This window comes from Picosynechococcus sp. NKBG15041c, assembly GCF_055380235.1.
In genome coordinates this window covers 1,268,077-1,281,235 of sequence record NZ_AP040363.1, presented here as the reverse complement: position 1 = coordinate 1,281,235, position 13,159 = coordinate 1,268,077, and the positions used below count along the sequence as shown (strand labels likewise).

9 protein-coding genes are annotated in these 13,159 nt (G+C 47.3%); 4 read left to right on the top strand and 5 right to left on the bottom strand.

The annotated features are described in order from the left end of the window. Positions 1–527 precede the first annotated feature (527 nt). Entirely contained in the window at positions 528–2,885 is a 2,358-nt protein-coding gene (locus tag ACZ45B_RS06270) for a sensor domain-containing diguanylate cyclase (protein ID WP_024544388.1), read from the top strand. A gap of 245 nt (positions 2,886–3,130) precedes the next feature. On the opposite strand, the gene ACZ45B_RS06265 is transcribed toward ACZ45B_RS06270, so the two are convergent. From ACZ45B_RS06265 to labA, 3 genes are all read right to left on the bottom strand, one after another. Next, the gene (locus ACZ45B_RS06265; RefSeq protein WP_024544389.1) at positions 3,131–4,732 is read right to left on the bottom strand and encodes a 2-isopropylmalate synthase; all 1,602 of its coding nucleotides are present in this window, start codon (positions 4,730–4,732) and stop codon (positions 3,131–3,133) included. A gap of 382 nt (positions 4,733–5,114) precedes the next feature. After that, positions 5,115–6,335: an NAD(P)/FAD-dependent oxidoreductase gene (locus ACZ45B_RS06260; protein ID WP_024544390.1), complete on the bottom strand. Its 1,221-nt coding sequence runs from the start codon at positions 6,333–6,335 to the stop codon at positions 5,115–5,117. 581 nt (positions 6,336–6,916) lie between these two features. Then, positions 6,917–7,435, bottom strand: coding sequence for a low amplitude/bright protein LabA (labA, locus tag ACZ45B_RS06255; RefSeq protein ID WP_029681569.1), 519 nt, complete (start codon positions 7,433–7,435; stop codon positions 6,917–6,919). Between the two features lie 258 nt (positions 7,436–7,693). Between labA and ACZ45B_RS06250 the strand changes: the two genes are divergently transcribed. Beyond that, entirely contained in the window at positions 7,694–8,200 is a 507-nt protein-coding gene (locus ACZ45B_RS06250; RefSeq protein WP_024544392.1) for a ComEA family DNA-binding protein, read from the top strand. Positions 8,201–8,273: 73 nt separating this feature from the next. Further along, a complete protein-coding gene (locus ACZ45B_RS06245; protein WP_024544393.1) occupies positions 8,274–8,870 on the top strand; it encodes a rhomboid family intramembrane serine protease in 597 nt (198 codons plus the stop codon). 5 nt (positions 8,871–8,875) lie between these two features. Here the strand turns inward: ACZ45B_RS06245 and moaA are convergent, their stop codons facing one another. Beyond that, positions 8,876–9,865: a GTP 3',8-cyclase MoaA gene (moaA, locus tag ACZ45B_RS06240; protein WP_024544394.1), complete on the bottom strand. Its 990-nt coding sequence runs from the start codon at positions 9,863–9,865 to the stop codon at positions 8,876–8,878. Positions 9,866–10,146: 281 nt separating this feature from the next. Between moaA and guaA the strand changes: the two genes are divergently transcribed. Continuing rightward, positions 10,147–11,760, top strand: coding sequence for a glutamine-hydrolyzing GMP synthase (guaA, locus tag ACZ45B_RS06235; RefSeq protein ID WP_024544395.1), 1,614 nt, complete (start codon positions 10,147–10,149; stop codon positions 11,758–11,760). Between the two features lie 126 nt (positions 11,761–11,886). Here guaA and ACZ45B_RS06230 read toward each other — a convergent pair whose 3' ends face one another. Beyond that, a complete protein-coding gene (locus ACZ45B_RS06230; protein ID WP_024544396.1) occupies positions 11,887–13,077 on the bottom strand; it encodes a 1-acyl-sn-glycerol-3-phosphate acyltransferase in 1,191 nt (396 codons plus the stop codon). Positions 13,078–13,159 lie beyond the last annotated feature (82 nt).

Below are 13,159 nucleotides of genomic sequence, written 5' to 3'. Positions count from 1 at the left end.
ATAGCTTGATTGACTTCTAAAGAGTAATCTAATCGTAAAAATTAAAAATATAAGTAACCTAGTTATTTGATCCCATTATACCGGAGTCAGTCATTTCCCCCAGGGTCTTGATGGAGTTAGCAAAAATGGTCGATGTCAAATATCTAGTAGTGAGAATAATTTTTGAATTTTGACTAAGTAATTTTTCCTAAAAAAGCATATTTTTTGATGTTTAAAATTCACTTTTTCGTTTGATATTTCCCTCAGGAATGGACGATATGATTGGCATGTGAGTTTCCCTTTGCATGGCCTATCTTAGAAAATTAAAGAAAATTTGCTAAAATAGAAAGTTGAATATTTAAAAAATTGACAGTAAATTTTTTAAATCAATTAAGTAAGTTATTACGCAAAGTTTTGTTACAGATTAATTCTTAGGCCATCTATGACGTGACAGGTCTTCGTCGTCTGAAATGAATGCCATGGAAAAAGGCTCAAGGCAAGTTTTGTGACACAAGTTTTAAGCGCATTGCACGAGAAAAGGGAATTGTATGGCGAATAAAGTGCCAAATCTCAAGGGGCAATTACCGATGACGGCGGGCGGTGTCGCTTGGTTGCTGGACGGCTATGCCCAGGCGATCGCCCTATTAGAAAAGCAAGCAGCGGCGATCGCCACCTTAGAGGCAGACAAGGAGCAAATTGCGCGGCAATACCGTGAAGCCCTACAACAATATCATCAGGTCAAGGAGCAGTACGATCAACAGTACAGCCAGCAATACCAGGAATATTTTTCTCTCCCGATTCCCTGTTACCGTTGGCAAGCCGTGGAGGAAGAACTGCACCTCTTGGACTTTAACCCAGCGGCGGCTCGCTTCAACAGTCAGGCACTCCAGCAACCGTCTTTGAGTCTTGGTCAGCAACCCCGGAAAGTGTTTTCTGCGTTGCCGACCCTCTACTATCACCTCAACAATTGCCTCAAAGGATCTATTTCAACGAGTCAGCGGCTCCAGTTTCCCCGTCTGAATCTATATCTCCGGGCCGAATATGTTTTCATCGCCCCCAACCAGGTGCTGATGTTTATTCTCGATGAGAGTGAGCAGTTTTTGACAGAACAACAACTACGGCAACAGGTGCGTCAACAGTCGGCGATCGCCAAACTAGGGGGCATTAGTCTCAACAATTCTGATTTCCCAAAGCTCCTGCGACAGGCCGCAATTTTTGTCGCCCGTACCCTCGAAGTGCCCTACAGCTGCATTTATGCCAAACAAGAAAAAACCCCCCTTTGCATTCTCGCAGCGGGTTTTGGTTGGCCTGCGGATCTCATTGGTGCGGTGACAGTGCATACTGGCCCCAATAGTCATGTGGGTTATACCCTTGAGCAAAAAAGCTCGGTGAGTATTACAGACTTGCGCCTTGAAACGCGCTTTCGAGGGGAAACATTACTCCACAACTACCATGTCGTCAGCGGCGTGAGTATCATTATCGGCCCACCGGATCAGCCCTGGGGAGTGCTGGCCGTCTACAGCACAGAAGAGCGTGATTTTAGTGGAGATGAACTCTATTTTCTCCAGGCGATCGCCAATGTCCTCTCCAGCAGCATTGAGCGAGAATCTCAAGCGGCAGAAATGAATCTCCTCCACCACTCCATTAATGCCATCCGTCAAGGCGTCGTAATTACCGATGCCCAAGCTGAAGATAATCCTGTGATCTATGTAAACCGAGGTTTTGAGACCATTACTGGCTACTCAGCCACTGAGATTATTGGGCGTAACTGCAACTTCCTCCAGGGCAATGATCGCCAGCAGCCTCCCCTCACGCAACTGCGGGCGGCGATCCTCAAAGGTCAAGATTGTAGCGTTACCCTCCGCAACTACCGCAAAACTGGCGAACCTTTTTGGAACGCGCTCCATGTTTTTCCGGTACGTGATCAAGGGGGCTACTTGACCCACTTTATCGGCATTCAAACCGACGTGAGTCAAGAAAAAGCCGCCGCTGCCAACCTCCAAAAAACAGAAGAGCAATTCCGCCAAGTTTTTTACCTCGCCCCCATTGGTATGGCAATCACTAACCTTGATGGCCGCTATGAACAGGTCAACCAAGCCTGGTGTAATATCATCGGCTATGAGCAAGATGCCCTTCTCCAAAAAACTTGTGAAGACCTAACCCATCCCGATGACCTTCCGGAAGAACAACGCCTCAACGCAGCATTACGCCAGGGCGATCGCCAAGAATTTCATCGCGAAAAACGTTACATCGCCCAGGATGGTCACGAAGTCCATGCCCTTGTCCAAGTGGCTCTCGTACGGGATGCCGAGGGGAATCCCCTGCATGTGATCCGGCAGATGGTCGATATTAGCGATCGCAAACAAATCGAACAACGCCTCGTCCAAGAAGCCTTCTATGATCACCTCACAGGCTTACCGAACCGCACCCTCCTCGAAGAACGCCTCGAACAAGTGCTCAAACAACAGCACCGCTACCCCCACCATCGCAATGCCCTCTTGTTTCTCGATCTAGACTATTTCAAAGCGATTAATGACCGTCTGGGGCACCTTGTGGGTGATCAACTTCTCCGAGAATTTGCCAAGCGAATTTGCCCCTGCTTCCGAGAAACAGATACCCTAGCGCGTCTGGGAGGGGACGAATTTGTCGTTCTCCTGAAAGATATCGCCGAAACCCAAAGTGCTTTCCAAGTTGCCCAACGTATCCATAAAGCCCTAGAAACTCCCATTAAACTGGGGGAAGAAGATATCTATGTCCAAGTCAGTATCGGCATTGTCGCTGACCTCAAAACCTACTTGAGTGCAACGGAGATTCTCCGAGATGCAGATCTTGCCATGTACCGCGCTAAGGCAAAAGGACGTGCCCGGTCAGAAATTTTTGAGTTACCTCAGGCACTCGAAAGCTGATTAACAGGAAGTATAAAAAAAGCCAAAAGATTTCTGTATGACAGGATCTTTTGGCTTTTGCTATTTTTGAGAAAATCAGGTAGCGCTAAATCAAATGATTCTCAGCTAGCTATTAAAGAGTAAGTCTCGCTATCAAACTCCCCTGACTTCCTTACCAACAAGAGAAATCCAGAAAAATTGGAATCTGTGAGCTTCCTTGCAACACCGGCTGTGCACAGTAAACCCGCAATAGAGAGTTTCGATCTCTATAAGGATGCTCTGGCTGTGTTTGTAGAAACATCTTCCTGAAGCGCAGCATAGAGCCGATTGAGGGCACTAATATAAGCCCGGGCTGAAGCCACGATAATGTCGGTATTTGCCGCGTGACCCGAATAAATCCGTCCTTCATGGCGTAAGCGAATGGTCACTTCACCAATCGCATCAATGCCAGCGGTCACCGACTGTACGGAATATTCGATGAGTTCATTGGGAACCTGCACAACCCGATTAATGGCCTTATAAATCGCATCTACTGGCCCTGTCCCGATCGCTGCATCGGTCAGCTCTTTTCCATCAGGAGTACGAATGGCAATGGTTGCCGTGGGTTGGGCGTTGTCACCACAGGAAACCTGCACCAGTTCTAAACGGAACAGCTCGGGGGGCTGTTGGGTTTCGTCCTTGACGATCGCCTCTAGATCCCAATCCGTAATTTCTTTTTTCTTGTCGGCGAGATCTTTAAAGCGGAGAAACGCTTTGTTGAGGTCATTGTCCGAAAGCTCAAAGCCCAATTCTGCGAGACGGGTGCGGAAGGCATTACGGCCAGAGTGCTTACCCAAAATAATTTGGTTGTCGGTTAAACCAATGGATTGGGCGTCCATAATCTCATAGGTGAGTTTATTTTTCAGGACGCCATCCTGATGAATACCCGACTCATGGGCAAAGGCATTGAGGCCCACAATCGCCTTGTTGGCCTGCACCGAAAGCCCCGTCAAATTAGATACCAGACGGGAGGTTTTGTAGATCTCCTTGGTATTAATGTTCGTGAGAGGGACTTCAGAATCCACCGGACGACCGAGGAATGGGTTGAAATACTGCCGCCGTACATGGAGGCCCATTACCAGCTCTTCAAGGGCGGCGTTGCCAGCCCGCTCACCGATACCATTGATCGTACATTCCAGTTGGCGGGCGCCATTTTTTACCGCTTCGAGGAAGTTTGCCACAGCCAAGCCGAGGTCATTGTGGCCATGGACTGAAATAATCGCCCTGTCGATGTTAGGCACATTTTCTTTGATGCCTTTGATCAAGGCGCCAAATTCTGCCGGGGTTGTGTAGCCAACGGTATCAGGAATATTGACGGTGGTCGCCCCCGCATCGATGACGGCTTCGAGAATCTGGTAGAGAAACTCAGGGTCGGAGCGGCCTGCATCCTCTGGGGAAAACTCCACATCGTTGGTGAAAGTTTTCGCGTAGGCCACCATCTCCGGCGCAATTTCTAGGACTTCTTTGCGGGTTTTACGGAGTTTGTATTCGAGGTGAATGTCAGAGGTGGCAATAAAGGTGTGAATCCGGTGCTTAAACGCAGATTTGAGGGCATTGCCAGCGGCTTCGATGTCCCCTTTAGTGGCCCGGGCTAAACCGCAGATAATCGGCCCTGTCTCGGTACCCACTTCAGCGGCGATGCGCTGTACGGCATCAAAATCTCCCCGACTCGCCCGGGGAAAACCGGCTTCAATAACGTCTACACCAAGTCGTGCAAGGGCCCGGGCGATCGCCAGTTTTTCGTCTCCGTTGAGGGTTGCCCCCGGAGATTGTTCACCATCCCGTAAAGTTGTGTCGAAAATAATAATGCGATCGTCTTGGTTGTTCATCATTTCCCGCTCCCTTGGCGTGAAAATATTGGTCTAGAAAAAAATCTCTATATCGAGTGGACTAAAAAAGGTTAGCTATGAACCACTATCAAGGCCAAATAGCTATCCCCTTAGGATAAACCAAATTTTTCAGATTTAGATACTCAACTGGGGAATATTTGGCGATCGCCCAGGGTCCCCCCAAAAAAAGCGCTGGGCCTATGCACAACAAGATATGCAGTATAGTAGCGGACGATTCGGCCCTAACCATCATCGCTAACGAAACTAGGGTCGAAGGCTCTGAATCCTCAAAGTGAAATTTTTCTAGGGGAGCCAAAAACCCGAGGTATTAGTCCAGGTTCAGAGACCCTAATGGCGAGGCAGAGAACAAGACTCATAAGATTCATTGACGGCCCCAGATTTTTTTCCTAAAAAACGACCGTAATTTTCTCAAAACAAAAGCCCCTAAACCCTTAGAGATTTTTTCGAATTTATAATAAAATAAAATATCAACTACATCTTCTAATTTTAGCCCTTCAAGGTAAGAAAAAACTCTGTTTATGAGAGCATCAGTATCTTGGGTATATTTTTTGTTGGCCAACTTCTCACACATATTCCACTTTGCCAAAAAAGTAGACTTCATCTGTTGCTGATAACCATCGAAATTATTTATTTTGCCTTCGAGAAATTGACAAATAAAAACATGGGCAATTTCTGCACTTTCCATCGCATGGCGGATACCTTCGCCTCCCAGCCAATTTACGGTAGAAACAGCATCCCCAATTGCAATTATTCTGCCTTTGTTGTAAATATCTTGCAGGCCAGAATTATACTTTAGGGTTTCTCCATGTACGTCAATGAGCTTATATTTTTCGACCTGTAAATAGTTTTGGATTAAAAGTTCAATATAATGATTGAGAGGTTTTACTTCTTTAACCAGTTCGTGTTTTTTATTATAGACACCTGCTCCAACTTTAAGAATATTTTGTTCCATAGGAAACACCCAAGAATATCCCCCAGGCATCCATTGATGCCCTAACAAAAAAGTTAGTGCTTTTGCATGTGTATTGTATATTTTTTCATCAACTTCAATTAAATGTTCTACCCCTGTAGCAGTGGTGAATAAAGGCTTCTTTTTCATTTGGCCGCACATTACCCGTCGCGTCGCCCCAGTCGCATCAACCAGAACATTGGCCATTACTTCGATTTTTGTGTTTGTAAGATTATTTTTAATCGTTACTAAAAGGGCATCATTTTGTTCGCAATGATCTATGTAACGACACCCGAGCCATACTTCGCCTCCATAATCACTGACTTCATCAGCTAGAAATTGACGCATTTTTTTAAAATCTAGAACACAACCTTGGTGATTATCTGATTGCCACACTCTCTTATGATCAGTTGTTACAACGATAAATTTATTCCACCAACTACCAACAAGGATTTCAGGGAGATCAAATCTACTTAAGATTTCTTTTGGGGCTCCCGCACTAGAAAAGTTATTACGACCGAAATCTTTGTATCGCTCTAGTAATAAAACTTTATGTCCTTTTTTGGCTAATAACCTAGCACAATGACCTCCTCCAGGCCCTGCACCAACTATTAAAACATCACATCTGTACATAGTTAATTAATTCACTTCAAAAACAGTTCTAGGTAATCGATCTCCACAAAATAGGTTCTTTGAGATTTTTAAATGCCTACTCATGATTAATTAAACTGATTCTATTTTTTTAATCTTGCCTCAAGGGATTCAGGCACAACCATAATGAATCCTTTGAGACAAATTATGTTTCGCCCTGGGCATTGTTTTTAACAATGACTTTAAAAATTGTATTGATTACAGTACAAAGTAAATGTTGAAAAAACAGTGTGGGCAGAGAAACCTTAAAAATCCATACCGATACCAAGTGGATGGGCTTATGGACCTCGGCATCTACTCCAAAATTATATGTGTAGGGCAAAAAATGCGTGCGTTTAAAATATTCAGGATTAGTTTATAAATGTTTAGGATGTTTGATCCGTCCCCAAGTACGCATTCAGAAGGTCTAGGCGATCGCCCCCGTTTATAACGCTTCTGATAGAACCGAAAAGGGTCCTTGGCGGCGGCTAGATTATCATCTTAAACACCATCTCCAAGAAGACAACAGTGGTAGTTGGTCGTTAACTGAATCGTTTTTTGATATTTTCCACTGCCTTGTTAGGTTAAGGTTCAACCTTCTCAATTTCAGACCGTAAATCATTGAGGTCAATGTAGCGATCTGTGGCGTTTCGTAGTTCTCGAGCAATCATGCCTTCTGTAGAGACAACGGTAATATGGGTATTTTTTGAACGTAATAGTTCAATGGCTCGTTCGAAATCACCATCGCCGCTAAAGAGAATCACTTGATCATACTGATCAACTGTGTTGAACATATCAACAACAATTTCAATATCAAGATTTGCTTTCTGGGAATAACGTCCAGAAACGTCATCATAGTACTCTTTTAATATTTTCGTGCGTACCGTATAACCTAAACTAATCAAGGCATCCCGGAATCCTCGTTGATCTTGGGAATCTTTGAGTCCAGTGTACCAAAAGGCATTGATTAAACGTACGTTTGGATCACAGGTAAAATAATCTAAAACGCGGCGGGGATCAAAAAACCAATTGTTTTTCTGTTGCGCATAAAACATGTTATTCCCATCTATAAAAATAGATAGGCGACGCTGATAAAAGTTCATAGCAAAACTAACCCTAGAAGCCATAGGGTGATTTTTTAATATAGGTTTTTTTCGTAAGGTTATCGAGGCAGTCCCGAGGGATTCCCAAAAATAAAAATAAGGAAGAAATATAGTGTAGATTTTTGGGCAGTTTGATCCCAGTTGATCTACAAAATAATGAATAAAAATAAGTTTATCGGCTTATTGTAAAGGCTAAGGGATCCTTTCGGCAACGATAAACAAGGGGTAGAGTAGACAGGATTGAGGCCAGCACAGACGATGAATTTTCTCCGGAAAAAACAACTCCAGCAACGACTCCAACAGGATCCTTACTACCGCTTGCAATCCCTCGAAGAGGTGACATTGGCGGCAAGCTTAGGGATCAAGATTGATGTAAACCGCGCTACGGTGGATGATTGGCTCCGGTTGCCGGGCATTTCGATCCACCAGGGGCGATCACTGGTGCAGCTCACCAGCCAGGGGGTGCAGTTCTATAGCATCGAAGATGTGGCGGCGGCCCTGGGCATTTCTATGCAGCGACTCCAGCCCTTGGAAGCAATTTTGGCATTTGCTTACTATGCCCCTGAGCTGGCGCCCCAGCAAATTAATGTCAACCAAGCGACCCTGGAAGCTTTGAGCATTTTTGGGATTGAGCCGGCGATCGCCCAACAGATGATCATCGAACGGCAGCGGGGTCCCTATCGCAATATTGCTGACCTCCAGGCCCGCTTAAACCTTTCGGCGGCACAGGTGATGGCTTGGCTGCACCAGTTTCGTTTTTCATGAAGGCGATCGCCCGATCCTGCCGGAAACTTGTTACCGTGAAAGGAAATTTCTCAAACCATTTCTTGCCAGAGCCATGACTAAGCCCCCAGAGAGCAATCAACAAGTCATTAATCGAGAGTTGAGGCAACAGATCTACACTTTGGGAATTTTGCTGGCTAGTTTTTGGGGCCTAGAAATTAGTGACCAACTGATCTTCCAAAACCTCTGGCGGGGCGGCTTAGATGTGTTTGGCATTGTCCCCCGACAACCCCTGGGGCTGCGGGGGGTTCTCTTTGCGCCCTTTCTTCACGGAGGGTTCCAGCACCTCATTGCCAATACAGTCCCCTTTGCCTTTCTGGGCTGGCTGGTGATGCTCCGGCGTCTTGAAGATTTTTTTATCGTGACGTTCTTCACAATGCTAGTCGGCGGCCTGGGGGTGTGGCTCATTGGCGCGCCTAATTCTGTACATATCGGCGCCAGTATTCTTATTTTTGGCTACCTCGGCTTTTTGCTGTTTCGGGGCTATTTTCAGCGAGATATTCCTTCCGTTGCGGTCGCTCTGCTGGTGTTTTTTTTCTATGGCGGTGTACTCTGGAGCGTTTTTCCGACCATGCCTGGGGTCTCCTGGGAAGGCCATTTATTTGGGCTGATCGGAGGGGCGATCGCCGCCAAATCTCTCAGTACCAGATAAGAGTTCTAGCCACCGATCTGAGACATGGTGCGACCATATTGGCCCGTAGTACTGCCCACATCACGCATTTTGAAGTTAATCTCTGGTTTTGCCTGAAGCAGTTGCCCGACAATCGCCCGGATTTCTCCGACATCCGTCCCGGTGCGCAATAGGGTTCTCAGATCAATTTGGGAGGCCTCATTTAACAGGCAGGGCCGCAGCCAACCATCCGCCGAAAGCCGCATCCGATTACAGCGATCGCAAAAGCATTCTGACATCTGGGAAATAAAGCCGAGGGTTCCCTTTGCCCCAGGAATTTTAAACACATCCGCTGGGCCGTTTCCTTGGACCTGGGCTGTTTCTAGGCCCCATTTTTCGCGGATCCGTTGCCGCAGTTCTGCTGAGGGGATCCAGGCCCGTTCTTGAAATAGATCACCGTTACCAATGGGCATAAACTCAATAAAGCGCACATGCCAATGGCGATCGCCCGTGAGGGCGGCTAAATCTAATACTTCTTGATCATTGACCCCAGGGATTACCACCACATTCAGTTTCAGCGGCTCAAACCCAACCCGGTGAGCCGCTTGGATCCCTGCCCAGGTTTTGGGCCAGCGGCTCTTTCCCTGGTTGCCAATGATGCGATCGAAGGTATCTGGGTTAAGGGAGTCGAGGCTAATATTGAGGCGATTTAACCCTGCATCATGGAGATCCTGAGCCAGATCCGCGAGCAGATAGGCATTGGTGGTCATAGATAAATCTTCGACCCCAGGCAGTTGGGCGATCGCCCGCACCAAATCGACTAGATTGGGACGCAGTAGCGGTTCCCCCCCCGTCAGACGAAATTTACCGAAGCCCAGGGGGATAAAGACGTGGGCAAGTAGGGTCAACAACTCATGGTTCTGTAATTGCTCTGGCGAGGTGAGATACTCAAGCTTAGCCCCTTCCGGCACACAATACTGGCAGCGAAAATTACACCGATCAATCAAACTAATACGCAGATAATCCACCGAGTTCATGGGAGCCGCCATCAAAATCACCTATCCCTAGAGCATACAGAAAAGAATCAGTCCCTGTCTGGTTCAAATCAGACTTTAAAAAAATAGCAATTTATGTTATTTTGTTCGGAATATTTATTTGCTTTATAAATACCGTTTTAAATTTCTCTTCAGCATTCGCAACTTTTTTCCCTTTCTCCACAGCAGCCCCTGTGAATACCGTTGCTGGGAAATTTTACACCTCAGATTTTTAGTCTGCGGCTCCATTTTTGTTAACTTCCACTAGGGATTTTTTGCTGAACGTGACTACGACCCCCCTCCAGAAACCAACCGACTCCACCGTAACCGGAAGCGAGCTCCAACGCCAAATCATCGTCATCCTCGATTTTGGCTCCCAATATTCTGAACTGATCGCCCGCCGCATCCGGGAAACCGAGGTCTACTCCGAGGTGATTTCTTACCGCACCACGGCGGATCAACTGCGGCAACTCAACCCCAGCGGCATTATTCTCTCCGGTGGCCCTAGCTCTGTGTATGACGATTATGCCCCCGCCTGTGACCCAGAAATCTGGAATCTCGGTATTCCCGTCCTCGGGGTTTGCTATGGCATGCAGCTGATGGTGAAACAACTGGGAGGTAGTGTCGAACGGGCCAAGCATGCGGAATATGGCAAGGCTTCTCTATTCATCGACGATCCCACCGATCTACTGACCAATGTGGGGGAAGGCTCCACCATGTGGATGAGCCACGGAGACTCCTGTGTGCAATTGCCCAGTGGGTTTGAGATTCTTGCCCACACAGACAATACCCCCTGCGCGGCGATCGCCCACCACCAGCGCCAACTTTATGGGGTGCAATTCCACCCAGAAGTAGTCCATTCCAAAGACGGTATGGCCCTGATCCGCAACTTTGTTTATCACATTTGTAAATGTGAGCCTACTTGGACGACTCAGGCGTTTGTGGATGAGGCCATCCGTGAAATCCGCGCCCGCATCGGGGACCAACGGGTACTTTTGGCCCTCTCCGGTGGTGTTGACTCTTCCACCTTGGCATTCCTCCTACACCAGGCGATCGGCGATCAACTCACCTGTATGTTTATCGACCAAGGATTTATGCGAAAAGGGGAACCGGAACGCCTCGTCGAAATTTTTGACGAGCAGTTCCACATTCCTGTCGCCTACATCAATGCGCGCGATCGCTTTATCGGTAAACTAGCTGGGGTGACAGATCCCGAAGAAAAGCGTCGTCTGATTGGTCACGAATTCATTGCAGTCTTTGAAGAAGAATCAAGACGTCTTGGTCCCTTTGATTACCTCGCTCAGGGGACGCTATATCCCGACGTGATCGAATCTGCCGATACTAACGTTGACCCAAAAACTGGTGAGCGGGTAGCTGTCAAAATCAAGAGCCACCACAATGTCGGCGGTTTACCAGAAGATCTGCGCTTCAAATTGGTAGAACCTCTCCGTAAGCTCTTTAAAGACGAAGTGCGCAAAGTCGCAGCCAACATTGGTTTACCCGATGAGATTATCCGCCGCCATCCTTTCCCTGGCCCTGGTCTGGCGATTCGGATTATCGGCGAAGTGACGGCAGAACGACTAAATATTCTCCGGGATGCAGACTGGGTCGTGCGCGATGAAATCAAAAAGCAAGGAGTTTACAGTGATTTCTGGCAAGCCTTTGCGGTGTTACTGCCCGTGCGCAGTGTTGGGGTGATGGGAGATAAGCGCACCTATGCCCACCCGATTGTTTTACGTCTCATCACCAGTGAAGATGGCATGACTGCAGACTGGGCTCGTCCTTCCTATGAATTGCTGGAAGTGATTTCTAACCGCATTGTCAATGAGGTGAAAGGGGTCAATCGGGTCGTTTATGATATTACCTCGAAGCCCCCCGGCACCATTGAATGGGAATAGGCTTGGCGCTAACACAGATTAATTTTTAGGGTTTTAAACTTTGTCTGTCTATGGAGTCCCACAGCAACCTCTGTTGCTTGGGGCTTTTTTGTTGGGAAAGCGCAAAAATAGTCTGCTCTGGGCTTGTCAAGGATGGTAAATCATATCGAGGAGGTTATTTTGCACCTCATATTGCATCGCTTCTGTCAGTTGGAGAATTGTGCCTTGGCGATCGCCTTGATATTGAGCTCCGTAGTCCTGGAGATTGAGCGGCTTCCCCACCCGGATCCAGCCCTCGTGGAGTCCCTTTGGCTTGGGAATTTCTACCCGAAATACTTCCCGTTCTAGGCGAGTGAGGGTATCAATAAACCGCTCATGACTCGGATAAGCTCCCACATAGCCGTCATAGATAGCGTCGAAGTTGAGTAATCGCACCGTAGTTTGGTACAAAATTTCATCGTTTTCCAAGCCCAGGGAAGGCTCTCCAGAGGCTTTTTCAATTAAGAGGGCTTGCATTTTGTAAACCCGTTCCCGCAGGGGAAAGTCATCGGGAAAGCTGAGATTTAATTGTGTTTCACAAAGGTTAAGGGCAGAATTGCGGATTTGTTTGATGCGCCCGTTCCAATCATCATCGGGGTCTGGGGTGAGCTGGTATTCGGTTTCGAGCTGTTGTAACACAACCTCGGCTACCCCCCGGAGTCTTTGGTATGGATCCGTCGTGGCCGGGGTAATCTGCAGTTTTTCTTCGAGATTTTGCAAGCTGCGCTGAATGATGGTTTCTGGAGCCTTGAGATAGCGATATTTGATACTAATCGGCACAAGATAGCAGGGGGGAAAGGCGCCTTCTTGTTTGGTGATCGCCTGCATTGCTTGCATCGGCAGTTGGATTGCTCCGGTGCGAAAAGGCACAATGGCATCATTTTGAAAAGAACAGCCCCCCTCCGGAAAAATGACCATCCGAGAACGTTCTTGTTTCAGGAGCTCTAGGGTATGGGCAATACTGCGGCGATCGCCTACCCCCCGTCGAATCGAATAGCAGCCACTTTTTTGCAAAAAACCGGCGAGCTGATCTGTAAAGTTTTCATAGGCCACGAGATAGTTAAAGATTTCTCCCAATTGGGCCGAGAGCAAAAACATCACCAGACCATCATCAAAAGTGGGATGGTTGGGCATGAAAACAATCCGTGCATCACCGAGGGCACGAATTTTCCCCAGGTCTACCTCGCTCACCCGTAGCCTTAACTGGTATTTAAAACGCCCTACCCAATAGGCGATACTTTGCACCAAACGCACGAGTAGTGGTTGGGTTTTGGTCGGAAAAAAATCAGGCTTAGACATGGAGGCGCAAAAGTTCCCAGGCAATTTTTTCTATTTTGCCGGAGCCTTGACCCCATGGCACAAAAATTTCGCTTGGGGTTTG

What these genes read in the sequence shown, in the direction of transcription:
- ACZ45B_RS06270 (WP_024544388.1), top strand. Translation starts at nt 528, where the DNA reads ATGGCGAATAAAGTGCCAAATCTCAAGGGGCAATTACCGATGACGGCG.
- ACZ45B_RS06265 (WP_024544389.1), bottom strand. Translation starts at nt 4,732, where the DNA reads ATGAACAACCAAGACGATCGCATTATTATTTTCGACACAACTTTACGG.
- ACZ45B_RS06260 (WP_024544390.1), bottom strand. Translation starts at nt 6,335, where the DNA reads ATGTACAGATGTGATGTTTTAATAGTTGGTGCAGGGCCTGGAGGAGGT.
- labA (WP_029681569.1), bottom strand. Translation starts at nt 7,435, where the DNA reads ATGAACTTTTATCAGCGTCGCCTATCTATTTTTATAGATGGGAATAAC.
- ACZ45B_RS06250 (WP_024544392.1), top strand. Translation starts at nt 7,694, where the DNA reads ATGAATTTTCTCCGGAAAAAACAACTCCAGCAACGACTCCAACAGGAT.
- ACZ45B_RS06245 (WP_024544393.1), top strand. Translation starts at nt 8,274, where the DNA reads ATGACTAAGCCCCCAGAGAGCAATCAACAAGTCATTAATCGAGAGTTG.
- moaA (WP_024544394.1), bottom strand. Translation starts at nt 9,865, where the DNA reads ATGAACTCGGTGGATTATCTGCGTATTAGTTTGATTGATCGGTGTAAT.
- ACZ45B_RS06230 (WP_024544396.1), bottom strand. Translation starts at nt 13,077, where the DNA reads ATGTCTAAGCCTGATTTTTTTCCGACCAAAACCCAACCACTACTCGTG.